24 protein-coding genes and 1 tRNA gene are annotated in these 22,401 nt (G+C 71.4%); 12 read left to right on the top strand and 13 right to left on the bottom strand.

Annotated elements, in window-relative coordinates; all coding sequences use genetic code 11:
* The first annotated feature begins 4 nt into the window (after positions 1 to 4).
* Entirely contained in the window at positions 5 to 1,393 is a 1,389-nt protein-coding gene (locus AB0I88_RS33825; protein ID WP_361034164.1) for a S8 family serine peptidase, read from the top strand.
* Here AB0I88_RS33825 and AB0I88_RS33820 read toward each other — a convergent pair.
* Positions 1,363 to 1,845 (bottom strand): NAD(P)H-dependent oxidoreductase, encoded by a 483-nt coding sequence (locus tag AB0I88_RS33820; protein ID WP_361034161.1) that lies wholly within the window; start codon positions 1,843 to 1,845, stop codon positions 1,363 to 1,365. The two genes, AB0I88_RS33825 and AB0I88_RS33820, sit on opposite strands and share 31 nt — an antisense overlap.
* Positions 1,846 to 1,883: 38 nt before the next feature.
* On the bottom strand, positions 1,884 to 2,384 hold the full coding sequence (locus AB0I88_RS33815) for a flavin reductase family protein (protein ID WP_361034158.1): 501 nt from the start codon (positions 2,382 to 2,384) through the stop codon (positions 1,884 to 1,886).
* A gap of 139 nt (positions 2,385 to 2,523) precedes the next feature.
* Here AB0I88_RS33815 and AB0I88_RS33810 point away from each other — a divergent pair, with 139 nt between their 5' ends.
* A complete protein-coding gene (locus tag AB0I88_RS33810) occupies positions 2,524 to 3,045 on the top strand; it encodes a winged helix-turn-helix domain-containing protein (protein WP_361034155.1) in 522 nt (173 codons plus the stop codon).
* A 218-nt stretch (positions 3,046 to 3,263) separates the two neighbouring features.
* Positions 3,264 to 4,304 carry a S1 family peptidase gene (locus AB0I88_RS33805; RefSeq protein ID WP_361034152.1) on the top strand — a complete coding sequence of 347 codons (1,041 nt, stop codon included), beginning with the start codon at positions 3,264 to 3,266 and terminating at the stop codon, positions 4,302 to 4,304.
* Between the two features lie 106 nt (positions 4,305 to 4,410).
* On the opposite strand, the gene AB0I88_RS33800 is transcribed toward AB0I88_RS33805, so the two are convergent.
* A complete protein-coding gene (locus tag AB0I88_RS33800) occupies positions 4,411 to 5,124 on the bottom strand; it encodes a hypothetical protein (RefSeq protein ID WP_361034149.1) in 714 nt (237 codons plus the stop codon).
* A gap of 135 nt (positions 5,125 to 5,259) precedes the next feature.
* On the opposite strand from AB0I88_RS33800, the gene AB0I88_RS33795 reads away from it, so the two are divergent.
* The gene (locus tag AB0I88_RS33795) at positions 5,260 to 6,168 is read left to right on the top strand and encodes a serine hydrolase (RefSeq protein WP_361034146.1); all 909 of its coding nucleotides are present in this window, start codon (positions 5,260 to 5,262) and stop codon (positions 6,166 to 6,168) included.
* Here AB0I88_RS33795 and AB0I88_RS33790 read toward each other — a convergent pair.
* From AB0I88_RS33790 to AB0I88_RS33780, 3 genes are all read right to left on the bottom strand, one after another.
* Positions 6,143 to 6,721 (bottom strand): VTT domain-containing protein, encoded by a 579-nt coding sequence (locus AB0I88_RS33790; protein ID WP_361034143.1) that lies wholly within the window; start codon positions 6,719 to 6,721, stop codon positions 6,143 to 6,145. The genes AB0I88_RS33795 and AB0I88_RS33790 overlap by 26 nt on opposite strands.
* Entirely contained in the window at positions 6,718 to 7,494 is a 777-nt protein-coding gene (locus AB0I88_RS33785) for an MBL fold metallo-hydrolase (protein ID WP_361034140.1), read from the bottom strand. Before AB0I88_RS33785 ends, AB0I88_RS33790 begins: the two co-directional genes overlap by 4 nt.
* 235 nt (positions 7,495 to 7,729) lie before the next feature.
* A complete protein-coding gene (locus AB0I88_RS33780; protein WP_361034137.1) occupies positions 7,730 to 8,218 on the bottom strand; it encodes a DUF1990 domain-containing protein in 489 nt (162 codons plus the stop codon).
* A gap of 77 nt (positions 8,219 to 8,295) precedes the next feature.
* On the opposite strand from AB0I88_RS33780, the gene AB0I88_RS33775 reads away from it, so the two are divergent.
* From AB0I88_RS33775 to AB0I88_RS33760, 4 genes are all read left to right on the top strand, one after another.
* The gene (locus AB0I88_RS33775; protein WP_361034134.1) at positions 8,296 to 9,267 is read left to right on the top strand and encodes a diacylglycerol kinase family protein; all 972 of its coding nucleotides are present in this window, start codon (positions 8,296 to 8,298) and stop codon (positions 9,265 to 9,267) included.
* Positions 9,264 to 10,304 (top strand): YihY/virulence factor BrkB family protein, encoded by a 1,041-nt coding sequence (locus tag AB0I88_RS33770; protein ID WP_361034131.1) that lies wholly within the window; start codon positions 9,264 to 9,266, stop codon positions 10,302 to 10,304. Before AB0I88_RS33775 ends, AB0I88_RS33770 begins: the two co-directional genes overlap by 4 nt.
* 34 nt (positions 10,305 to 10,338) lie before the next feature.
* Complete coding sequence (locus tag AB0I88_RS33765) at positions 10,339 to 11,817, top strand: phosphatase PAP2 family protein (protein WP_361034128.1); 1,479 nt, start codon at positions 10,339 to 10,341, stop codon at positions 11,815 to 11,817.
* A gap of 96 nt (positions 11,818 to 11,913) precedes the next feature.
* Positions 11,914 to 12,684 carry an endonuclease/exonuclease/phosphatase family protein gene (locus AB0I88_RS33760; RefSeq protein ID WP_361034125.1) on the top strand — a complete coding sequence of 257 codons (771 nt, stop codon included), beginning with the start codon at positions 11,914 to 11,916 and terminating at the stop codon, positions 12,682 to 12,684.
* A gap of 229 nt (positions 12,685 to 12,913) precedes the next feature.
* Here AB0I88_RS33760 and AB0I88_RS33755 read toward each other — a convergent pair whose 3' ends face one another.
* The 3 genes from AB0I88_RS33755 to AB0I88_RS33745 form a co-directional block, all read right to left on the bottom strand.
* Positions 12,914 to 13,435, bottom strand: coding sequence for a DUF664 domain-containing protein (locus AB0I88_RS33755; protein WP_361034122.1), 522 nt, complete (start codon positions 13,433 to 13,435; stop codon positions 12,914 to 12,916).
* 409 nt (positions 13,436 to 13,844) lie between these two features.
* A complete protein-coding gene (locus tag AB0I88_RS33750; protein WP_361034119.1) occupies positions 13,845 to 15,419 on the bottom strand; it encodes a GGDEF domain-containing protein in 1,575 nt (524 codons plus the stop codon).
* A 105-nt stretch (positions 15,420 to 15,524) separates the two neighbouring features.
* Positions 15,525 to 17,105, bottom strand: a complete 1,581-nt coding sequence (locus tag AB0I88_RS33745; RefSeq protein ID WP_361034207.1) for a fibronectin type III domain-containing protein — start codon at positions 17,103 to 17,105, stop codon at positions 15,525 to 15,527.
* A 65-nt stretch (positions 17,106 to 17,170) separates the two neighbouring features.
* Between AB0I88_RS33745 and AB0I88_RS33740 the strand changes: the two genes are divergently transcribed.
* Positions 17,171 to 18,070, top strand: coding sequence for a hypothetical protein (locus AB0I88_RS33740; protein ID WP_361034116.1), 900 nt, complete (start codon positions 17,171 to 17,173; stop codon positions 18,068 to 18,070).
* Between the two features lie 51 nt (positions 18,071 to 18,121).
* Here AB0I88_RS33740 and AB0I88_RS33735 read toward each other — a convergent pair whose 3' ends face one another.
* The 4 genes from AB0I88_RS33735 to AB0I88_RS33720 all read right to left on the bottom strand — a co-directional run bounded on the left by AB0I88_RS33735 (position 18,122) and on the right by AB0I88_RS33720 (position 20,388).
* Positions 18,122 to 18,304 carry a DUF4236 domain-containing protein gene (locus AB0I88_RS33735; RefSeq protein WP_361034113.1) on the bottom strand — a complete coding sequence of 61 codons (183 nt, stop codon included), beginning with the start codon at positions 18,302 to 18,304 and terminating at the stop codon, positions 18,122 to 18,124.
* 55 nt (positions 18,305 to 18,359) lie between these two features.
* Positions 18,360 to 18,815 carry an Rrf2 family transcriptional regulator gene (locus AB0I88_RS33730; protein WP_361034110.1) on the bottom strand — a complete coding sequence of 152 codons (456 nt, stop codon included), beginning with the start codon at positions 18,813 to 18,815 and terminating at the stop codon, positions 18,360 to 18,362.
* A 65-nt stretch (positions 18,816 to 18,880) separates the two neighbouring features.
* Entirely contained in the window at positions 18,881 to 19,765 is an 885-nt protein-coding gene (locus tag AB0I88_RS33725) for an AraC family transcriptional regulator (RefSeq protein WP_361034107.1), read from the bottom strand.
* Positions 19,766 to 19,956: 191 nt separating this feature from the next.
* Positions 19,957 to 20,388, bottom strand: a complete 432-nt coding sequence (locus AB0I88_RS33720; protein WP_014446635.1) for an SsgA family sporulation/cell division regulator — start codon at positions 20,386 to 20,388, stop codon at positions 19,957 to 19,959.
* A 309-nt stretch (positions 20,389 to 20,697) separates the two neighbouring features.
* On the opposite strand from AB0I88_RS33720, the gene AB0I88_RS33715 reads away from it, so the two are divergent.
* From AB0I88_RS33715 to AB0I88_RS33705, 3 genes are all read left to right on the top strand, one after another.
* On the top strand, positions 20,698 to 21,072 hold the full coding sequence (locus AB0I88_RS33715) for a TIGR02611 family protein (protein WP_361034104.1): 375 nt from the start codon (positions 20,698 to 20,700) through the stop codon (positions 21,070 to 21,072).
* Positions 21,073 to 21,124: 52 nt separating this feature from the next.
* Positions 21,125 to 21,196, top strand: a tRNA-Val gene (locus AB0I88_RS33710).
* A 729-nt stretch (positions 21,197 to 21,925) separates the two neighbouring features.
* Positions 21,926 to 22,360 (top strand): RHS repeat-associated core domain-containing protein, encoded by a 435-nt coding sequence (locus AB0I88_RS33705; protein WP_361034101.1) that lies wholly within the window; start codon positions 21,926 to 21,928, stop codon positions 22,358 to 22,360.
* The last annotated feature ends 41 nt before the right edge of the window (positions 22,361 to 22,401 follow it).

The following is a 22,401-nucleotide window of genomic DNA, read 5'->3' as shown; positions in this document are numbered from 1 at the left end:
GGGCATGCGTAAGTGGACCCTCGGCACGATGCTCACCGCGGCGCTCGCCGCCTCCGCCCTCGCGGCGCCGGCGCAGGCGGCGTCCGCCCAGGGCCGCTACATCGTCACCCTGAAAACCGGCGGGCACCGGCTCGACGTCGGCCGGCGGCTGCGTGACTTCCGCACGATCCCCGGCTTCGTCGCCGAGATGACCGCGGCCCAGGCCCGCGAGCTGGCCGCCGACCCGGCCGTCCGGCACGTCGAACCGGACCGGATCATGAGTCTCGCCGGGAAGCCGACCGACCCGGCGTGGGGACTCGACCGGGTGGACCAGCGCGGCGCCACACTCTCCGGGAGCTACCTGCCGTCCGCCGACGGGGACTCGGTGCACGCGTACGTGATCGACACCGGCATCCGGATCAGTCACCAGGAGTTCGGTGGGCGGGCGGCGTACGGGCACGACTTCGTGGGCGACGACGCCACCGCGAGCGACTGCAACGGCCACGGCACCCATGTGGCCGGCACCATCGGCGGCACCCGGTACGGCGTCGCCAAGAAGGTGAGCCTGGTGGCCGTACGGGTGCTGAACTGCCGTGGCGAGGGCTACCTGTCGGACATCATCGACGGCGTCGGCTGGGTGACCGCGAACGCCGTGCGCCCGGCGGTGGCCAACATGAGCCTCGGCGGCGGGCACAGTCCGTCACTGGACGCGGCGGTGCGGGACTCGATCGCGTCGGGTGTCACGTACGTGGTGGCCGGCGGCAACGAGGACGCCGACGTGTCGCGGGTCAGTCCCGCCCGTGTGACCCAGGCGGTCACCGTGGCCGCCTCCGACGTCCGGGACCGCCGCGCGTCGTTCTCCAACTTCGGCAAGGGGGTGGACCTGTTCGCGCCGGGCGTGAACATCCTCTCCGCCACCGCGGGCGGCGACACCGCGACAGACCGGTACAGCGGCACGTCGATGGCGTCCCCGCACGTGGCCGGCGCCGCCGCGCTGCTGCTCGACGCGGACCCGGCGCTCACCCCGGCACGGGTGCAGGCGCGGCTGATCGCCGACGCCACCACGGGCCGGATCACGGACCGGGCCGGGTCCCCGAACCGGCTGCTCCACGTCCCACCGCCGCCCGCGGTCCCGGTGATCGCCACCGGGCGTACCGGCGACGCCGAGGTGGGCGTCGCCTACTCCGCCCGGCTCACCCTGGCCGGCGCGCGCCGGGGCGCCTGGAGCCTGGCCGGGGGCGAGTTGCCGGCCGGGCTCGGCCTCTCCGCCGACGGCGTGCTCTCCGGCGTACCCGAGGTGGCGGGCGAGCACGTCGTGACGGTCCGTTTCACCGACTACGTGCCGCAGTCGGTCACCGCGCGGGTCGTCGTCCCGGTGGCGGCTCACCAGTCCAGCGCGGCCGCGTACTTCTGAGCGATCACGGTGGAGTCCGGCAGGTCCGCCTCCAGCACCGGCAGCCCGGGGCGGACCACGATGGCGCCGAGTTCGACCAGCAGTTGCCGCAGCAGTCCTTCGGCGGCGGCGGCCTGCGTGGCGGCGCCCGCGGTCACCACCGGGACGCTCAGCTTGCCGGCCAGCGCCTGTGCCGGCAGTTGGTCGAGCAGCACCTTGAGCACCCCGGTGTAGCTGCCCTTGTAGGTGGGCGTCGCGACGACCAGCAGGTTCGCCTCGGCGATCACCGCGAGGGCGGCCCCGGTGGCCTCGTCGTCCGGGGTGAGCAGGCCGGCACCGAGCGAGCCCGTCTCGATCACGTGCGGCTGGGGTGATCCGAGCTGGTCGGCGATCGCCTCGCCGACCGCGCCGGCCAGTGTGGACGTCCGGGACCCGGCCCGCGGGTTCCCGGAGATCACCACGATTCCCGTCATGTCGGTGCGCCTCTCTGCGAAGGGTCCGGGTCCGCGTCTCAGGCGGCCCGGTGAAGTTGGGCGTAGGAGCCGTCGTGGTAGACCAGCGGTGTGGCCGCGTGGTCGTCGTGGACCACGCCGGTCTCCGGGGAGGCCAGCACGATCGTGTGGTCGCCGGCCGTTACCCGGCGTTGCACGCGGCACACCAGGCGGGCCAGCACGCCACCCAGGAGGGGGACGCCGCCGGGGCCGGTCTGCCAGTCGCCGTGCGCGGCGAACCGGTCGATCCCGCGGGCCGAGAAGACGCGTGCCACGTGCTCCTGCTCCTGGGTGAGCACGTGGACCGCGACCAGCTCGGCCGTGGAGACCGCCGGCCACGCCGACGCGGTGTGGGCCAGGCAGAACGACACCAACGGCGGATTCAACGACACCGAGGTGAAGGAGGTTGCGGTGAACCCGGCCGGCGGCGCTCCCGGGGCGGTGACGACGACGACCGCCGCGGCGTGGCGGCGGAGCAGGGTTCGGAAGAGATCGGCTTCCACGAGGGTGCGGGCGGTCATGGGTCCTCCTCGGCGCATGGTCCCCATATCCTAGGGGTGAAGTAGGAAAGAATCGCAATGCCTATCTAATAGATGGGACATGTATTCTTAGCCTGCGCCGCCCGGAACCGGGAGGCGCTCCCCTGAGGAGGAGACCGTCATGTCCGTTCTCGCCGTCGCGCATCCGCATCCCGCGTACTCCCGCCCGGTCCTGCTCCGTCCCGTGCCCGACCCGCCGCCGGAGACGGGCGCCGACGAGCCGGTGACCGTGACGATCAGCGTCACGGGTGGCGCCGACGGCCGGGAGCGGGTGCTCGCCGCCCTGCGCGAGCTGGTGCACGTGGCCTCCGCCGTGGAGGCCGGCGAGCCGGCCGTGGCCACCGGTGGCATCCGGCTCGACCCGCAGGCCCGCACCGCGTTCCGTGGCGGCCGGCTGCTCGAGCTCAGCCGCCTGGAGTACGACCTGCTGCTCTTCCTGGCCCGGCACCCTCGCCAGGTGTTCAGCCGCGCCCAGTTGCTCACCCACGTCTGGGGGCACCGGCACACCACCCACCGCACGGTCGACGTGCACGTCAGCCGCCTGCGCACCAAGCTGGACGATCCGGAGCTGATCACGACGGTGTACGGCCTGGGCTACCGCCTCGCCGACGGCGCCGGGATCACCGTCGTCGAGCACGAGTGACGCCGTGAGTCGATGTAGGCGCCGTGCCGGTCAACGGCATTCATCCCGAACGGGTTATAGGCCCGCGGTATGACGTCCGTGTCTTCCCTGTTCAGAGTGCTGTTGACCGGCAATCGGTGATCGTTCACATGTCTTGCTAATAAATAGATCCATTTAAATACTTGCGAGCACGGGCGCGCCGGACCGGCGTGCCACCCCCGTTCCCCCAGGGAGGAACCGTGCTCAACCCCACGCTGCGCCGGCCGATCGTCGGCCTGGCCGCGGGCATCCTCGTCGCCAGTGGACTCGCCGCCTCACCCGCGACGGCCGCTCCGCTCGCCGGTGACCCGTCCTTCGCCCCTTCCGCCCTCGCCGCGACCCTCGACACCCGTCTGGGCGCCCGCGACGCCGGCTCCTACCTCGATTCCGCCGGCAGACTCGTGGTCAACGTGACCGACTCGGCGACCGCCGCCGAGGTGACCGCCGCCGGCGCCACCGCCCGTTACGTGGCCCGCAGCGGCGCCACCCTGGCCGCCGCCGACGAGAGCCTGAAGGTCAACCTCAAGACCCCCGGCACCGCGTTCGCCGTCGACCCGGTCAGCAACCAGGTCGTCGTCAGCGTCGACGAATCGGTCACCGGCGCCAAACTGGCCGCCGTCAAGGCCACCGTCGCCAAACTCGGCGACGCCGCCCGCATCGAGTCCGTCCCGGGCCGGATGAGCATCAAGATCTCCGGTGGCGACGCCATCTACTCCGGCGGCGGCCGCTGCTCGCTCGGCTTCAACGTGCGCAACAGCGCCGGCACGTACTACTTCCTCACCGCCGGCCACTGCACCCGCGGATCGTCGTCCTGGAACAACGGCTCGGTGACGCTCGGCACCACCGCCGGCAGCAGCTTCCCCGGCAACGACTACGGCATCGTCCGCTACACCAACACCACCGTCACCAAGACCGGCGGCGTCGGCACCTCGATCGACATCACCTCGGCCGGCACCCCGGCCGTCGGCGCCACCGTCTACCGTCGCGGCTCCACCACCGGCACCCGCTCCGGCCGGGTCACCGCGCTCAACAGCACGGTGAACTACGCCGAGGGCTCGGTGTCCGGCCTGATCCGCACCACCGTCTGCGCGCAGCCGGGAGACAGCGGCGGCTCGCTCTACGCCGGCTCCACCGCCCTCGGCCTCACCTCCGGCGGCAGCGGAAACTGCAGCACCGGTGGCGTGACCTACTTCCAGCCGGTCGTCGAGGCGCTCAACGCCTACGGGGTCTCGGTCTACTGATCCCGCGGCCCGGTGCGAGGCGACCACACCGTTCGCTCTCCGAACAGGGCCGGGCCCGGCAAGACACCCGCCCCCGATCACTCGATCGGGGGCGGGTGTCTTGTGCCTAGGCGTCGTGGACCCGCTCCTCGCCGCGGCGGCGCAGCATCCGCAAGCCGGGCAGACCGGCGATGGCGAGGTGCAGATCCTCGGTCACCTCGAGCAGCTTGTGCAGGTCGGGGCCGACCTGATCCAGCTTGCTGAGCAGCGGCATCACGTCGTGGACCAGGTGCCGCTGCAGGGCCGGCAACTCGTCGATCATCCGGATCGCGGCGGTCACCTCGGCCGGGGTGAGCTCGGAGACGAACCGGGCGGCCAGCGGAGCGGCCTCACGCAACGTGGGGGAGTAGTCGCCGACGAGCACCTCCACCTCACCGGCCACACCCTTCGCCCGCGTCGCGATGGCGGTGACCTCGCCCACAGCCGTCGCCGCGTCGCCGACCACCACACCCGCCGCCTCCGCGGTCACCGACACCCGCCGGATCACGTCGCCGGCACTCGTCACGATCGTCACCACCTCGTCCACGGCCAGCGCCGCGGCCGTGGTGACCGCCCGCGCCTCGGCAGCGGTCTGCTCGGCAGCGACGGCCACCGTGTTCACCCGCTTGATCAGGTCCTCGGCCTGGGCGACGGCCAGGGTGACCCGGTTGATCAGCAATTCGGTCTGGCCGATCAGAGCGATCGCCCGCACCGGGACCGTCGCGGCTGTGGCCGCCGTCTCGATCACTTTGCCGGCGGCTGCCACGGTCGCCTGGAGAACGGTGGACACGAGAGAGGACATGGCCCCCATTGTGCGCCGCGTACGCACGTCCCGAACCGTGACGGGCTGTGCCGATATGGCTGCCGAGCGTCGAAAGTCGGGAATCCACAGGATTCCGGTGAGCAACCGGAGCCGTGGGCACGGCAGTATGCATGGGTGCGACGTACCCGAAATCTCATTCTGATGGTGGCCGCCGCCGGCATCCTGGGAGGTTCCGTCCTGGTGGCGAAGGGCCTGCTGGGCGGCGAAGGCGGCACCGGCCCACTCGCCGGCTCCTTCCGGGAGGCGCCCACGGCGTCACCGACACCGACCGGGCCCACCCCCGAGGAACTGGCCGCCATCGAACGGGCCAAACGGGTCAAGGCCCTCGACGCGGCCCTCAAGAAGTACGCGTCCGGCAGACCGGAGTTCTCGGTGGCCGTCCTCGACCGCAAGACCGGGGAGACGTACGCGTACCGCGGCGACGAGAAGTACGAGACCGCCAGCGTGGTGAAGGTCCAGGTGCTCGCCTGCCTGCTGCTCACCGCCCAGGACGACGGCCGGAGACTGACCGGCGCCGAGAAGTCGCTGGCCGACAAGATGATCCGGTACAGCGACAACGACTCCACCACCTCGCTGTTCGGCAAGATCGGCCGCTACAGCGGGCTGACCGCCTGCAACAAGCGGCTCGGCCTCACCCAGACCAAGGTCAACAGCTCGTGGGGCCTCACCAGGACCACCGTCAAGGACCAGCTGAAGCTGCTCGACCAGCTCGTCGACGACGGAAGCGAACTGTCCGAGGCCTCCCGCACCTACGCGCACAAGCTGATGAGCACGGTCGCCCCCGACCAGGACTGGGGCGTGCCCGCGGTGGCGAAGACCGGCGAGGAGGCCACCGTCAAGAACGGCTGGCTGCAGCGCTCCACCGAGAGCAATCTGTGGATCGTCAACACGGTCGGTCAGGTCACCGGCGACGAGACGGACGTGTCGATCGCGGTGCTGTCACACACCAACAAGACCAGGGAGGCCGGGATAGCCCTCGTGGAGAAGGTCGGCAAGCTCACTCGGGCGCATTTGAAGTACTGACGGCACGCCACCGCGAGATCCAGGTGATCGACTGGTTCACCACCAGGATCACCACGACCGCGGCGACCACACCCTGCCACGGCTCCGGGAAGACCGACCCGCCGGCCAGGCCGATCGCGGCGTAGACCAGCGACCACAGCGCGCAGGCCGGCACGTTGGCGATCACGAAGGTACGCCACGACAGGCCCACGAACGCGGCCGCCAGCAGCACCGGCACCCGCCCGCCCGGGATCAGCCGGGACACCAGCAGCACCGGGACCTGCTTGCGCTTGAGCCGGTCCTTGACCGTACCGAGCCGCTCCTCGTCGTTCAGCCAGCGCAGACGGCGGGCCAGCTGCTCGCCGCCGAACCGGCACATCCCATACATCACCAGGTCGCCCGCGTAGGCGCCGGCCGCACCCGCCGCGATCACCAACCCGATGGTCGGCGGATGCTCGTGGAAGGCGAGGGCGGCCGCGCCGCTGACCGCCGCCCCGGTCGGCACCACCGGCACGATCGCCCCGAAACAGACCACCAGGAACAACCAGCCGAGCGCCCCCAGGGTGGCGATCACGCGGCCGGCTCCAGGCTGAGCCTCTCCCCGTGGGCCAGCACCCGGACCCGGCTGTCCGGAGCCACCCTCGCGGCGTGCTCGGCGAACCGGTCACCCGGCTCGTCGAACATGTGCCGCCGCACCCGCCCCATCCCGATCGGCCACAGCGTGCCGTAGTGCACCGGCACCGCCCACGACGCCTTCACCCGGCGCAGCGCCTCGGCGCCGTCGACCGCGTCCAGATGCCCGTGCGCGCCCAGCGTCGGACCCCAGCCGCCGACCGGGATCAGCGCCAGATCCAGCGGGCCCAGCTCGTGCATGCCGTCGAACAGGCCGGTGTCGCCCGCGAACCACGTCCGGGCGGCGCCCTCCACGACGAAACCGATCGCGATCGCCCGGTCCCTCGACCACGGGCCGCGGGCGCCGTCGTGACGGGCCGGAACCGCCCGCACCCGCACCCCGCCGACCACGGTCTCCTCACCGGGCGCCAGCTCCACACACCGATCCCCGGCCTCTCTGCCCATCGCCCTCGCCGTGAAGGCGGCGGCCCCGCGCGGCACGATCAACAGCGGCTTCCCCGGTACGGCCCGGAGCGACCCGACATGAAAATGATCAGCGTGCAGGTGGGACAGCAGCACCGCGTCCGGCGGGCCGGGCAGCCGAGGCGAGGGACCGGCCATCCGCCGCAGATGGGCGAGACGGCCGGTGAGCACCGGATCGGTCAGCAGGGTCGTGCCGGAGTCGGCGAGCCACACCGTGCTGTGCCCCCACCAGGTGACCTCGGTCGCGCTCACCGCCCCACGGTACCCAATTCCAGCGTGTGGGTTTCGGGTGCGATTCGCGCCCGAATCCCACACGCTCTGGTGAGGTGGCGGATCGCCGCCCGCCCGGTCGGGTTCCGGCGTGTGGGGTTGGGGTGCGATTCGCGCCCGAATCCCGCACGCTCAGGTGAGGTGGCGGATCGTCGGCCGCTCAGTCGGGTTCCGGCGTGTGGGTTTCGGGTGCGATTCGCACCCCAACCCCACACGCTCAGGACAGGCGGCGCACCGCCCAGCCGCACAGCCGCGCGTAGAGGTGCTGAAACCCCACCGCGAACGGCCCCGACATCCGCATGAACGTGCCCGCCGGCCGGGAGAACGCGGTGACCGTGAACCACACCCGGTCGTGTTCGTCCCGCTCGGCCACGAACGCCTCCTCACCGGTCGCCGGATGCCCCGGCCGGGTGCCGTAGGCGAACCCGATCCGGTCGCCCTCCTCCACCGTCCAGACCACCTCGCACGGCGCCCGCAACGGTCCGATCCCCACCGTCAGCAGCACCCCGGGGGCGGCCCGGCCCGCGTCCGCCGTGATCCGCGTCCCGATGGCCCGGTGCATACGGAAACTCAGGATCGCCTCACCGGCCCGGCGCAGCGTCTCCTCCCCGGTCCCGATCCGGGTCCGGTAGCGCAGATGCCGGTAACCGGACGGCAGCCGCCCGGTACGGGTGAACCCGACATGCGGGTAGGTCAGTTCGGTCACCCGTGCAGTGTGCCCTTCAGCGGCCGCGGGTGGCCGCCGAGTCGCCTCTGTGACATGACTCCGGCACACTGAGCGACGTGACTGGACCCCGATCCGCAGTCGTGGTGAACCCCACCAAGGTGGCCGATCCCGATCACCTCCGGCGTACGCTCCACGAGGGCCTGCGCCGGGCCGGCTGGCCCGAACCGACCTGGTATGAGACGACCCCCGAAGACCCCGGCCGTGGCCAGGCGAAACGCGCCGTCGCCGACGGCGCCGAGCTGATCTTCGCGTGCGGCGGCGACGGCACCGTCACCGCCGTCGTCACCGCCCTGGCCGGCACCGACGTCGCCCTGGCCGTGCTGCCCGCCGGCACCGGCAACCTGCTCGCCGCCAACCTGGGACTCGGCACCGACCCGGCCACCGGACTGGAGGTTGCCCTCGAGGGCGGCCGGCGGCGCATCGACGTCGGGGTCATCGACGACCGGTGCTTCGTGGTGATGGCCGGGATGGGCTTCGACGCGCAGATGCTCGAGGACACCTCGGAGAAGGCGAAGAAGTGGATCGGCTGGCTGGCCTACATCGGCGGCGGCGCCAAACACCTGCTGGACCGGCCGATGCGGGCCCGGATCCGGCTGGACGGCGGCCCGCCCATGCCCCGCCGCCCGGCCGCCGTGATCGTCGGCAACGTGGGCCGGCTCCAGGGCGGGGTGCGGCTGCTCAGCAAGGCCGAACCGGACGACGGCAGACTCAACGTGGCCATCCTCAGCCCCACCAACCTGGCCCACTGGGCGGCGCTCGCCTGGGCGGTGCTCAGCCGGCGGGAGCGGGTGCCGCTCATGGAGACCTATACCGCACAGCGGGTTGAGATCTACAGCAACCGGGCACAGGCGCGCCAACTCGACGGTGACAACATCGCACCCGGCAAGGTCATGAAGATTCACGTCCGGCCCAAGGCACTGCTGCTGTGCGTGCCCCAGCCGGACGCCGACCCGGACCTGGCGTACGACGCGAGCGCGGCCGCGCGCCGTGCCCAGCCGGTGCGGGACGCGGCGGAGGAGAAGGCTTGAGCAGCACCGAACCCGTACCGGAGACCCGGATGATGCCGGGCGACAAACTGTCGGCCGACGACGCGTTCCTGGCGCTGCGGCACTACGGTCGCTGGCCGCTGCTGCACGACGCGTTCGTCCGATTCCGGTACGGCGACGGGTTCAGCCACTCCCGGGCGTTCGCCTTCCAGCTGTGCCTCGCCATCGTTCCGTTCCTCATCGCCCTCTCCGGGCTCGCCACCGACCTCGGCGTCGAGGACGGCGGCCAGGTCGTCGCGGACACGGTCATCGCCCTGACCCCGGGCGCCAGCGAACCGCTGGTCACCGAACTGCTGATGGACGACGACCGCACCGAGGAGGCCGGCGAGCTGGCCCTCGCCCTCGGCATGATCACCGGCCTGTTCGCGCTGACCAGCGCCATGGCCCAGATCGAGCGTGGCGCCAACCGCATCTACGGGGTGGAACGCGACCGGCCTGCCCTGTTCAAATACCTGCGGGCCGCGATCCTCGCCATGATCGCGGGCTTGCCCGCCCTCTTCGGATTCCTGCTGCTGGTGGCCGGGCGGGCGGCCGGCGAGTCGGCGGAACGGCACTTCGGGCTGGCCCACGGCCCCCGGGTGGCGTGGGACGTGATCCGCTGGCCGCTCAGCCTGCTGCTCATCGTCTTCGCCGTCGGCCTGCTCTTCCGCCATTCGGTACGCCGCAACCAGCCGGCCCTGTCCTGGCTGCTGTTCGGCGCCGTCGTCTCGACCGTCCTGTGGTGGCTCGCGAGCCTGCTGCTGGCCGGCTACATCCGGATCAGCGACGGGTTCGGCGCCACCTACGGCCCACTGACGGCGATCATGGCGCTGCTGCTGTGGGCCAACCTCACCGGCATCGCCATCTTCCTCGGGCTCGCCTTCGCCGCCCAACTGGAGGCCCGCCGGGTCGGGGTGGACCGGCCCGCCCTCGAGGACCGGTGGGAACCCGAGACCGAGGACCCGGTCGCCGACTTCCCCGCCACCGGGCAGGTGCCCGCCCAGCGGGAGCCCGGTGTGACGGCCGAGCCGTCCGGGTAAGGAACGGCGCACCCCCGATCTGTTGGAGCCCGTTGTGACCGATGACAACCGTGTGGTGGAACGCGCCGGCTGGGCGCCGGTTCGCCACTTCGCCGAGCGCAGCGTCCTGGGCCTGCTCGTGGTGGCCGTGATCGGCCTCACCTTCGGCGTCCTCCTCCTGCTGCTGGTGCGATTCCACTGGCAGCCGCTGCAGGACCTGGACCGCTCCCTCGCCGACGGTCTGAACCGTTGGGCGTCCGCTTCGGACGCCGTCGTCGCGGTCCTCAGACAGATCTCCTCGTTCGGCGGGCGCGGCGTGCTGCTGCCGCTCGTCGCGCTCACGGCCACGCTGCTGCTGATCCGCCGCCGCCCCCGCCCGGCGATCTACCTGCTCGTCACCGGCGCCGGCGCGCTGATCCTCGACCCGTCGCTGAAGTCGCTGATCGGCCGGCTGCGCCCGGTCGTCGAGGCGCCGGTCGCCTCCGCACCCGGCAACAGCTTCCCCAGCGGGCACGCCCTCGGCTCGATGGTCGTCTACGGCATGATCGTGCTGGTCTTCCTGCCCGCCGTGCGACGCCGGTGGCGGCCCTGGTTCATCGGCCTCGCCGCCGTGCTCGTCGCCGCGATCGGCTTCACCCGCATCGCTCTCGGCGTGCACTTCCTCTCCGATGTGCTCGGCGGCTGGCTGCTCGGGCTCGCGTGGATCAGCGTGACCGCCTACGCCTTCCGCATCTGGCGCCGCGAGGCCGGCCATCCCACCCCGCCGCTCACCGACGGCCTGGAACCCGAATCCGGCCCCGACCTGCGTCCCGCCCCCGCCGAAGGCGCCGTCCTGCCGCACCCCTGGGCCAAGGGCGCCGAGATCCTGGTCGGCTGGGTCTTCGTTTTCGGCCTGCTCTACCTGGTCGGTTACAGCTTCACCCGCTGGACGCCCGGTTTCGACGAAGCCTTCCCGGAATGGCTCCAGAGCTTCCGCACCCCCACCCGGGACCACGTGAGCTGGCTGTGGAGCAAAGCCGGCGACACACATGCCATCCTGATCATCTCGCTGATCTTCTGCCCGCTCGCGCTGGCCCTCTGGCGGCAGTGGCGGCCGGTGCTCTTCCTGGCCCTCACCATGATCGGCGAGCTGACCCTCTTCCTCTGCTCGGCCGCCGCGGTCGACCGCCCCCGCCCGCCCGTCGAACAACTCGACGGCCAGATGCCGACCTCGTCCTTCCCGTCCGGGCACATCGCCGCGACCATGTGCCTCTGGGCCGCCATCGCGATCATCGTGATGGCCCGGGTCCGCCGGCCGTGGCGGTGGATCTTCCCCGCCCTCGCGGTGATCATGCCGCTCGGTGTGGCGCTCTCCCGCATGTACCGCGGCATGCACCATCCCACCGACTTCCTCGGCGCCGCCCTGCTCACCGCCACCTGGATCGGCGTACTGTGGTGGACGATCCGGCCCAACGCGCACGCCGAGACCGCCACCGAAGCCGCCGAGGAGGCCGCCCAGGTCACCCGCGGCCGCCGCTTGGAGACCATCGGATGACAGCGACGACCCGAACCGCCCGCGGCTGCGGTCCGAAGGCAGCCGGATGCGAGTGATGCTCTGGACCGCCCGCGGTCGTTGTCTGGAGGCTGCCGGATGCGAGTGATGACCTGGAACATCAAGAACGGCGGCGGCGACCGCCTGCCGGCGATCATCAAGGTGATCGGCCGGCAGCGCCCCGACGTGCTCACCCTTCAGGAGCTTCAAGGCTTTCACCGGTACGGCGGACGCAAACTGAAAGACCTCGCCGCCACCCTGGACATGACCGCCCACCTGGCACCCTCCGCCCTCGCTCAACCGGTCGCCGTCCTGGTCCGCGAGCCACTGTGGATCGCCCGGCGCACCCGGATCAGCTGGCGCCTGCACCATGCCGCCGCGGTGGCGGTGGTCCCCACCGAGGCCGGCCCGCTCACCGTGGTCAGCGCCCACCTCAACCCGTTCTCCCCCTACCGCCGGATGCGTGAGGCCCGCTGGCTGGCCGCCCGCTACGCCACCCCGGACGGCCTGGCCCTCATCGCCGGCGACATGAACGGCCTTGACCCCGACGGAGATCACACGGCCGCGCTCGCCGCCCAGCCGTCCCTCTACCGCAGGCGGCATCTCGACCCCGACGGCCGCCCCGACACGAGGGCACTCGCCGCCTTCCGCGAGGAGGGCTTCACCGACCTCGCCCTCACCGTGGGAGACGGCGACGGCCGAACCGTCCCCACCGGCTACGCCGGCCGCGAGTTCGGCGCCGTCCGCCTCGACTACCTCCTGGCCAGCCCACCACTGGCCGCTCGCGCCCGCCGCGTCCGGGTGATCCGGGACGACCTCACCGACCAGGCCTCCGACCACTACCCGGTCCAGGCCGAATTCGACCTTTGAGGCTCGCCTCCACGGCCGCGCCCCGACCCGCGTTCTTCTCCAAATCCCGGCCTACCGGCGTGGCCCGGTGTTGTCCGTTGCGGCCGGGCCTACGGGTGTGGCGTGGTGTTGTCCGTTGCGGCCGGGCCCGCTGGCACATGTGGATGTTCTCCCTCTCGGCCAGGCCCGTGTGCGGTCGACCTCGCCGACGTGGCACTGTCTCCTTCCAGGAGCGTGCCGGGCTGGGCGATTACTCGCCGGAGGGGCCACCGGCCAGCTCGGTGACGATGTCGAGGTGACCCAGGTGGCGGGCATACTCCTGGAGCAGGTGGAAGAGGACCCGCTCCAGGCTGGCTGGGTCGGCACCGTCCCATCGTGGGCCCGGACGGCCGACCGCTGCCAGGTCGCTGCCGGTGATCACGGCAGCGGTGTGCTCGCCCTGCGCACGTAGCGCGGACGCCAGGCCGGCCAGGGTCTCGGACGGGTCGACATGCCAGCGGTCGTCGCGACGGTCGCCCCACGGATCGCCGACATCGCGGCCCTGGAAGCCCCACTCGATCCAGCGAAGCTCGACGAAACGCAGATGCTTCACCAACTCCAATGGCGTCCACCCGCTTGGCAGGCGGCTGGACCGCAGCTCACCCTCGGACAGCGCGGAAGCCTTGGCCAGCAGGCTCTCGCGAAAATAGTCCAGATAGCGGACGAAGACCTCCGGCCGCCCCGAAACTGGAGTGGTCGGTGCGGGGAAGACGATCGGCGTGTCGTCGAGCATGCCCCGATGATGTCAGCACCCCCTGACATTTCTGCCTCCCCGAACGGTTGTGGGGGGTGGTTTCAGGCGTTACACGCCGTTGTCCCTCCCAGGGCCTCCAAATGATCAACACGAAGGCGTCGCTGACGCGAGGCAGCACTAATGGCCGACCGGAGGCCCTCGGCTGGTTGCTGGTGCCGTTTCAGTCGGGCGTGAGGGCCGAGGATGCTCGCGCGCTTCTCCTCGAACAGCCAGGGTGGTTGCTGGTGCCGTTTCAGTGGGGCGTGAGGGAGCGCTCAGGCCAGCCGGAGTGGAGTTCAGACCTCCGGCAGTGTGTCGGCGACCCGCGTGTGGGGTTCGCGCCCGACCGCGCCGAGACTGCCGTATGGCTCGCTCGTACCGGGAACGGGGTTGAGAGGCCGGCGCCCGGTCAGCCCGTCACGACGCGGTCGCGGCCGTTTCGTTTGGCGGTGTAGAGGTTGCGGTCGGCGGTGGAGAGCAACGCCGAGTAGGTGCCGCGTCCGTCGGTGGTGGTGGTGACGCCGATGCTCGTGGTGACCTGGAGGGTGCCGGTGATCGGTTCCCAGCCGTGGGCCCGGATGCGGAGGCGGAGGCGTTCGCAGCGGGTCGCGGCCTCTTCGGCGTCGACGCCGGGCAGCACCAGCAGGAACTCCTCGCCCCCCATCCGGGCGGCCACGGCCGAGCCGGGGGCGGCTTCCTCGAGCAGTTCGGCCACATGCTGCAGGACCGTGTCGCCGGTGGTGTGCGAGAGGGTGTCGTTGACCCGTTTGAAGTGGTCCAGGTCGACGATCGCCAGGGAGAGCGGGCGGTGCCGGGCGGCCGCCTCCAGCAGCAGGGCGGGCACCCGCTCGTCGACGTAACGACGGTTGTGGAGGCCGGTCAGGGCGTCCCGGTGGGCCATCTCACGGAAGTGCTCGCTCGCCCGGCGGGCCTCGGTGGCCTCGAAGACGGCCTGGAGGGCCTGCGCCCGGGCGTGGCGCTGCACGGACTGGAGCGCGGTGGCCTCGGCGTGGAAGGCGCGATGCTCCTCGTACGCCTCGGCGTACCGCCCGGTGTCGGCGAAGAGGGCGGCCTGTTCCTGCCGTGCCCGGGCGCCGATGGCCGCGAGGCCGCGGTCGGCGCAGAGCCGGCGGGTGGCGTCCAGCGCGGCCTGGGCGTCGTCGTACCGCCCGGCCAGGCGGCGGGCCTGGGCCAGGGTGAGCTGGCACTCGGCGACCGCGTCGCCCTCGGTGGCGGCGACCAGGTCGGCAAGCACGGGGGAGAGCAGTTCCTCGATGGCGGTGTAGCGGCCGCCCATCAGCTCGACCTGGGCCATGGTGTCGAGCTCGTTGGCGGTGAATTGGTATCCGACGCGGGCCTGGATCTCCCGCATCCGCGCGACGAGCTTCCGGGCCTCCGGCTCGTCGCCGGTCTCGACCGCGGTGTACGCCATGTTGTTGAGCAGCGACAGCATCATCTCGTGGTCACCGGCCGCGGCGGACAGGGCGAGGGCCTCGTCGGAGCGGCGCCTGCCGTCGGCGTGCGCGCCGGTGTCGTCGAGGGAGACGGCGAGCGTCATGAGGTGCCGGGCGCGTATCTCGGGCGGCACGTCGTCGGTGAGGAAGGCGACACTCTGCACGGCGTGGGTGAGGCCGTCCGAGTAGTCGCCCACGTGCCGGTAGAACACCGACAGTTCCCGGTGTGCGCGGGCCAGAAGGTACCGCGCCTCGTGCTGCTCGGCCCACTCCCGGACCTGCAGCGCCATCTGCCCGCCCTCGCCGGTCCGTCCCTCCCGGAGCAGCACTCCGGCCTGGAGCAGGACGGCGCGCTGGGCCACCTCCTCGGCGCCCGCCTCGGTGGCTCTCTTCAGCAGCTCGATGGCGGGCGTCCAGACCGTACGGAACTGGGACGGTGGCCGGCTCTCGAGTTCCGCCGCTGCGGATTCGAGGGCGTCGACCTCATGATGGGACCCGGTGGGGACGCGGCTCACCGTTTCCGTCGTCATCGTCCCTACTTCCTGTGGGTGGGCGGGTCGGTCGCCGTGATGCCCTACGGTCCGGTGTCACGGTGGCAGAGTGGGGCCCGGCCGGTTGCTGAACGGTTGCGGACGTCAACGGCGGGTGCAGACCGGTGCGGCGGAGGCATCGCCCGCTGCGAGGGTGAAGCAGTAGTTCAGCTTCTCGTCGAGGCTGTAGACGACGTAGTCGGCGGCACCGGCCGGCAGATCCGCGATCTTGACGGGGGGCTGGCCGGCCCGCCCGCCGGTGATCAGCACCGTGCCCCGGGCGTCGCGAGGGTAGACCCATTGGAGGGCGACGCTGTCGCCGTTGTCACGCAACCGAACGTTCTGCGGGGCGCCGGGATCGGAGGCGGCGGCGAGCGGGTTTCCGGCGGCGCCGGACGGTGTGACGGGCGGCTGGGCGGCCGGCCGGGTGGCGCCGTCGGCTCCGGGGAGGGTCAGGATGACCACGGCGGCGGCCGCGGCCACCCCGCCGGCGAGCAGGGTGGCGAGCAGCAGCGGGTGAGCGACGCGGGAGCCGTCCGGTCGGTCGGCGCGGACCGGGAGGCGACGCGAGTTCGGCGGATCGCTGCGGGTGCCGGTCGGCGCGGTGCCGATCGGCAGGGGCCGGCCGTCCTCGCCGTAGTCGGGGGCGCGGTTGCCGGGCAGCGGCGGAGGTGTGTCGGCGCGGGCGTGCCGGCCGGTCGGGTCGCCGGGCAGCCGGTGCAGGTCGCTGAGGTAGAGCGGCTGCTGGTAGAGGGTGCCGTTGGGGTCGGTCTCCCGGTTGTCGGCCGCCGGCATGTCGTCGTAGAGCTCGTCGGCGGGGACCGGGTAGACGGTCCCGTTCGGGTCGGTCGGCCGGTCGTCGGGCGGCGGCTGGCCGGGCGCCTCCGCCGGGAACACCGACGGCCGTTTTCCGGTGGTGTCGGGCACCGTGGGACGGCGCGGGAACGGCTTGAACGGGCGGCCGCCGCTGGTGTCCCGGGCGCCGCAGGTGTGCCGGCCGGATGCCGTGCCGCTGACCAGCGCGGTCGCCTGCCGGGCCAGTGGGTGGTCGGCGGGCAGACAGCGGGTGGCCAGCCGGCCGGCGAGCTCCAGGTGCTCGCGGGCCGCCTGGTCGCGGCCGCACTCGCGCTCCATGGCGCCGAGCCGGGCGAGCATCTTGATGCCGGCCGGGGTCGCGTCGCCGTGCACCCGGCTGTGCCGCCGCCAGGCGCGGGCCAGCCGGGCGCGGGCCGTGCCGCAGTGGCCGGCGGCGTGCTCGGCGGTGGCCAGGTCGGCCTCGGCGGCCAGCACCCGGGGCGAGTCCGGACCGTCCATCAGGGCCAGTTCGCCGATCAGGTCGTGGTAGACGGAGGCGGCCCGGCCGTACTGGCCGATCCGGTGGAGCACGGCGGCGTGCATGGCGGCGGCCGCGATGGTGCGCTCGTCGCGGGGACCGTGCAGCCGCTCCTCGGCGGAGTGCGCGAAAGCGGACCACAGCCGGGCCGACTCGGGGTCGCCGAGGGCGATCAGGACGCGGGCGTGCAGGGCGGCGGCCACCGCCAGGTCGGCGGTGGCGCGGCGGGGATCGGCGTCGGCGCCGCGGAGGACGTCGTCGAGGACGGCCCGGGCGCCCACGAGGTCGCCGGCGGACGTGAGTGTCTGCGCCCGGGCGGTCAGTTCGGCGAGCGGAGGGGCCATGTATCCCATAGTGCTCACTCGAACACCCTGTGTACAAGTTTCCGGTTGCCAACCGGACAGGGTAGAAACGCGGTATGTCCCCGATCGGCGCCGTCACCCGCGAACTCCTCGTCCGTCACCTGCAGGCCTGGGCCGCCGGTGCGCTTCATCACGCCCGCCGGGCGACCTATGTGCACGGTTACGCCGACGCGGACGGTGGCGCCGCGGCCGAGGCGGCGGTCCGGGTCCTGGCCGACCTGCCCGGCCTCGCCCGCGGACGCGAACTGTCCATGGTGGCGGTGGGGGCCGACGTCGCCGGGGTGGGGGAGCGGCTCGCCGCGGCACAACGGGACGCCGGCGCGGGGGCCGGGCTCACGGTGCTGCCGGTGGGCGGCGGGACGGACGAGCGGCTCGCGGTGGCCTTGCGTGCGGCCGGCGCGTCACGCGTACCGATGATGGGGTTTCTCGACGCGACGGCCGTGGGCGAACCGCCCGCGGTGACCACCGTCGGCGCGATCGCGGCCGGCAGGCCTGCCGAGGTGCTGCTGGCACTGCCGCCGGGCAGCTCCGTCGACCCCTATCGGGGCCTGGGGTTTCCGCTGGTCACGGCGGCTGAGCTGGCCACCGGGCCGGAGCCCGGCGAGGTGGTGGCCTTCGCCACCACCTCGGGCCGGAGTCTGGAGAGCTTCAAGGAGGCGCTCTGGGCGGTCGACGAGTTCGCGGGGGTACGCCTGCGCGATCCCGCCGATCCGGAGCGTCACCTGATCGACATCGCGCTGCGGCCCGACCCCGGTCCACTTCGGCGTGAACTGCTGGCCCACCTGTCCGAGGTCGGCCGGGCGACGGTGACCGAGTTGCGCACCTTCGCCCTGACCGAGACCGTCTACCGGGCCGCCGACGCGACCCGGGCGTTGCACACGATGGTCGACGCGGGCACGGTCACCCGCGACCCCGCGCACGGACGGCTCGGCGGCGACGTGGTGATCCGGGTTTAGGGCCTGGCCGGTGGATCACCCGAAACCGCGGCGTGGTCCCCGCGACAGCGCCTAACGGGCGCGGCTCTTGTCCTGCTTCCAGGACAGCGGGCCCGGCAGGTCGACGCGGTGCGCCCGGGTCCTCGAGTTCCACGACCAGCGCCCGATCTTGAGGCTCCAGGACGAGTAGCCGTTCTCGGTGAAATTCAGGACCAGCGGACCGATCTTCTTCCGGCTGCGGTAGACGATGCCCATCAAAGTGCTCCCTTCTGATGGCGCATCGGTTCCCGATCGGCCGGATTCACAAACGTCAGCGTGGCTGCCAGGCGTCCGGGCGGGTGGTCAGCTTCCGCACATGGGCCGGCATCCGGCCGCTGATCAACTCGGCGAGGCTCACCTCGTCGACCACCTCACGGACCGCCGCGCGGACCGCCACCCACAGGTTCGGCAGGTTCTCCGCGGCGCCCGTGTACTGGGTCTCCTCCGGGCGCAGGCCACGCACGCCGGCGAGCGGACCGTCGACCGCCCGCAGGATCTGACCGATGGTCACGTCCCGCGGAGGGTGCGACAGCGTGTAACCGCCCTCGGCGCCGCGCTGCGCCCGCACCACACCGGCGCGGCGCAGGTCGGCGAGGACCGCCTCGAGGAACTTGCGTGGCATGCTCTGGTCTTGGGCAATGGCCTGGGCTGACATCAGTGCGGGGTAGGCCTGCGCCAAACTGAGGGCGGCCCGCACCGCGTAGTCACCGCGCGCGGAGATCTGCACCTGACTATCATGCCCCGGCCGTTCATCCCGGATGCACATACCCCAGGGGTTTGTGGGAATTAGGGTCAATCGGCCGGTGGCCTCGGGCCCGGAATGGCGGCCGGCTGGTCGGTGGTGAACCGGCCACGGAACTGTCCGGGGCTCAGACCGGTCTCCCGGTGGAAGAAGCGACCGAAGTTGGTCGGCTCGCCGAAGCCCAGGCTCCGGCCCACCTCGGCGACGGACATCGAGGTCGCCGCGAGCATCCGCCGGGCCTGCAGGGCGACCCGGTCGTCGACCACCTGCTTCGCGGTCCGCCCGGTGAGCGCCAGGCTGGCCCGGGTCAGGGTACGCACCGAGCAGCCCAGTTCGGCGGCGTAGTCCTCGACCCGGCGGGTGTGCGGGTAGCGTTCCTCGAGACGCCGCCGGAACCGTTCGAACGTCCGGCTCTCGACGTGTGCCCGCAGGTCCGAGCCGGGATCGAGGGTGGCGATCCGCAGCAGCAGGGCGGCCAGCTCGTGCCGCAGCAGCGCCGCGGCGACCGGGCCGGGTGGGCCGGCCGAGTCGGTGGCCAGGTGGGCGAAGACGTCCCGGAAGACGGCCGGGCCGGGTGGGGTGAGCGGCTCCCGGGCCGGGCCGGGTGGATCGTCGGGACTCAGCCCGGGCAGTTCCTCCGGGCCGAACAGGCCTGGCCGGAAGACGATCGTCATCGGATCGTCGCCGTCTCCGGGCAGCGAGAAGCGGGCGGCCTGCCCCGGACGGATCCAGAGCAGGGTGCCGGGGCCGCACAGATGCTCGGCGAAATCGATCTCGGCGAGCAGCGGGCCGGTCGTGGTGAGGACGAGGGCGTGACACTTCAGCAGGCCGGTGGCGGCGCCGGCGGTCACCGGCAGGGCGCAGCCGCCGATACCCGACCAGTCCGGTGGAAGACAGGTCGGCGCAGGCTCGGTGTGATGAATGAGTGCTGGCATCGCGCCTGACGGTAGTCGTCGATGCGTGCCCGCGCATCCACTAGCGCACCGACTGGGGTTTATGTCCCTTTTCCGGCTCGGTATTCGCTATACGTCCGATTCCGATTTCTTTTCGGAGATCCATTAATTTATCGGATAAAGGACGACCCGCGCGGACCGGCAGTGTCCACGCGGGTCGCCTTCGTGCCGCTTTATCGGCCCGCGAGCAGTCGGTTGACCGCGGCGTCGACGTCCAGATGGTCGGACTCCCGGCCGCGGGGCACCACCACATAGGTGCGCCGCAGGAAGCGGACCAGGACGCTGCGCGGCACCTCGAACAGCGCGTTGCCGTCGGGCGACGACAGGGCCAGAGCGACGAAGTCGCCCCGCGGCGTGGCCCACGGCCACACCCGGACGTCGCCGATCCCGGCCGGCTCGTCGAGCCCGGTCACGAGCAGTTCCCGCGCGAAGGACCAGCTCACGGCTTCCCCACCGGCTGATTCTGCGTGGAACAACACGTGGACCGCGTACGGGTCGGCTGGGTCGTAACGCAGACTGGCGCGCACGGGCAGTGCCGTCGCGTCTGGCGCTACGAGCCGCAGCGAGGTTTCGACCTCGACGGTCGTTGGACGAATGGTACTCATGGACGAACTCCCCCCGGCACCGCTGCGAGGCTGGTGAACCCCGCGTTTCCCATACTCAGGTGATCCCTGTCGTTACGCTCCGCCATACGCTGATCTCACCCAGTAGTGGGAAGATGGTTCCGAAAACCCTTCCACGCAGGACGCAAAGCGATATCTTGTCCTGTTCTGCCCATGTACTCGGTTCCGCCCGGCGTCAGTGGTCCAGCGGTTGACTTACTCCGGTAACGTCCATTCCTCCCGGGTAGTGACGGGGCCTCAGGACACTGGGGGATGAAATGGGTGTAAAACCGGACGACGGGGTTCTCAGACGTGCGTGTGCTTGACCGTATCCGGTCCAACTCCACTGGCCGGCTCGCTCTCAAGATCGGCGTAGGCGTCGTGGGTGGCCTGGTGGTCGCCGTCGGTATCGTCCTGATCCCGTTCCCCGGTCCCGGCTGGGCGATCGTGATCCTCGGGCTCGCCATCCTGGCCATCGAGTTCGCCTGGGCCAAGGGGCTGCTCGCCTTCACCAAGCGGCACGTGCAGAGCTGGACCCACTGGGTCGGCCGGCAGTCGCTCGGCCTGCGCGCGCTCATCGGCCTGGTCGGCATGATCTTCATCAGTTTCGTGGTCTGGCTCAGCGTCCTGCTCAGCTTCGACCTCAACCTGTTCACCTGGACGCTCGACTTCCTGGGGTGGCGGTGACCCCCTGGGTCGCGTCCCTCGGGCGTCGTCTAGTAGAGTTCCATCTCGTTGAGGGCGATTAGCTCAGCGGGAGAGCGCTCCGTTCACACCGGAGAGGTCACTGGTTCGATCCCAGTATCGCCCACATAGGCGTTTAGCTGCTAAAACACCCGTCGTAAAGATCATTTACGGCGGGTGTTTCGTCATGGTTCTGGGAGCAGGCACCCCGGTCGGATGGTGACCTCTCCTAAACGAGTGGTTCCGAAGTCCCGGTCAGTGGCCGTAGGCGATCAGTGAGCGGTGACGGGGCGCCGGTCTTGTTGTGCCAGATCGCCGCGCTCATGGTTGGTAGGCGCCGAGCGATGCGTACGGCGACGTCGGCGAATGTACGGCCGCCGTGCGGGCCAGATCCCGGATGGCCTTCTGATCAGTGGCGGGGCGGCGCGGAGTCGCTCGTCGTAGCCCGGGACGCTGGGGCAGGCAGGGCACCATGCTGTCCAGGTGGATGCGGGCGCACCGGATCCAGTGCGCTTCCGGCCGGGCGCCGAGCAGGATCTGGCCTGATTCGACGGTTGACGCACAGGAGCCCTGCGAGTATCGCTGCCCGGTGGGGCCTCAACGGCTCCCACGGCCAACCGGCCCCGCAGTCTTACCGCACCGCCAACCGGGGTAAATGGCACTACATCGAACGCGACGACCAGCAGGACCCGCTCGGCGCCCGCACCTACGCCCACACCGGCGAGCGCCACCATTTCCACATCCTCGACGGCCTCGGCTCCGTCGTCGGCCTCATCGCCGACAACGGAGCGCTGGCGGCACCCGCACCTACGACCCCTACCGCAAAATCAACGCAACCGTCGCCAACGGCCCCGAAATGAACCAGACCGTCCTTGGCTATGCCGCCGGACTCGTCAACGGCGACCTCGCCAAGTTCGGTAAGCGTTGGTACGACCCCAACGTCGGTCGATTCAACCGACAAGACAGCCTCGACACCATCGGTGATCCGCAGCGCGGCAATCGCTACGCCCATGCGACATGCGACCCGGTCAGCAGGGTCGACCCGACCGGAATGATCGACGAAGGCAATATCGGGGCGGCGACGGCGCTGGTGTTCTGTGCGAAGCGACGGTCGTTCTGTTTTGCGGCAGCGGCAGCTACCGGTGGAGCGCCGGCTGCCGCAACTGTGGCGATGCTTGGTGCCGGCCGGGCAGGGGCATTAGTCGGTGGGGCAGTTGGCTCGGCCACTGATGAAGCTACTGAGCTTCCGGGGTTGAGGTCACTCTCATGTCCACATCGCCACTTTGGGTGATTCCTGACGGTTCGGGGCTGCTGTCTATTTAGGGCATGCGA

This window comes from Actinoplanes sp. NPDC049802, assembly GCF_040656595.1.
Taxonomy (GTDB): domain Bacteria; phylum Actinomycetota; class Actinomycetes; order Mycobacteriales; family Micromonosporaceae; genus Actinoplanes.
The sequence above is the reverse complement of the archived record's forward strand: the minus strand, read 5'-3'. Positions and strand labels throughout refer to the sequence as shown.

What these genes read in the sequence shown, in the direction of transcription:
- AB0I88_RS33825 (WP_361034164.1), top strand. Translation starts at nt 5, where the DNA reads ATGCGTAAGTGGACCCTCGGCACGATGCTCACCGCGGCGCTCGCCGCC.
- AB0I88_RS33820 (WP_361034161.1), bottom strand. Translation starts at nt 1,845, where the DNA reads ATGACGGGAATCGTGGTGATCTCCGGGAACCCGCGGGCCGGGTCCCGG.
- AB0I88_RS33815 (WP_361034158.1), bottom strand. Translation starts at nt 2,384, where the DNA reads ATGACCGCCCGCACCCTCGTGGAAGCCGATCTCTTCCGAACCCTGCTC.
- AB0I88_RS33810 (WP_361034155.1), top strand. Translation starts at nt 2,524, where the DNA reads ATGTCCGTTCTCGCCGTCGCGCATCCGCATCCCGCGTACTCCCGCCCG.
- AB0I88_RS33800 (WP_361034149.1), bottom strand. Translation starts at nt 5,124, where the DNA reads ATGTCCTCTCTCGTGTCCACCGTTCTCCAGGCGACCGTGGCAGCCGCC.
- AB0I88_RS33760 (WP_361034125.1), top strand. Translation starts at nt 11,914, where the DNA reads ATGCGAGTGATGACCTGGAACATCAAGAACGGCGGCGGCGACCGCCTG.
- AB0I88_RS33755 (WP_361034122.1), bottom strand. Translation starts at nt 13,435, where the DNA reads ATGCTCGACGACACGCCGATCGTCTTCCCCGCACCGACCACTCCAGTT.
- AB0I88_RS33750 (WP_361034119.1), bottom strand. Translation starts at nt 15,419, where the DNA reads ATGACGACGGAAACGGTGAGCCGCGTCCCCACCGGGTCCCATCATGAG.
- AB0I88_RS33745 (WP_361034207.1), bottom strand. Translation starts at nt 17,105, where the DNA reads ATGGGATACATGGCCCCTCCGCTCGCCGAACTGACCGCCCGGGCGCAG.
- AB0I88_RS33740 (WP_361034116.1), top strand. Translation starts at nt 17,171, where the DNA reads ATGTCCCCGATCGGCGCCGTCACCCGCGAACTCCTCGTCCGTCACCTG.
- AB0I88_RS33735 (WP_361034113.1), bottom strand. Translation starts at nt 18,304, where the DNA reads ATGGGCATCGTCTACCGCAGCCGGAAGAAGATCGGTCCGCTGGTCCTG.
- AB0I88_RS33725 (WP_361034107.1), bottom strand. Translation starts at nt 19,765, where the DNA reads ATGCCAGCACTCATTCATCACACCGAGCCTGCGCCGACCTGTCTTCCA.
- AB0I88_RS33720 (WP_014446635.1), bottom strand. Translation starts at nt 20,388, where the DNA reads ATGAGTACCATTCGTCCAACGACCGTCGAGGTCGAAACCTCGCTGCGG.
- AB0I88_RS33705 (WP_361034101.1), top strand. Translation starts at nt 21,926, where the DNA reads ATGAACCAGACCGTCCTTGGCTATGCCGCCGGACTCGTCAACGGCGAC.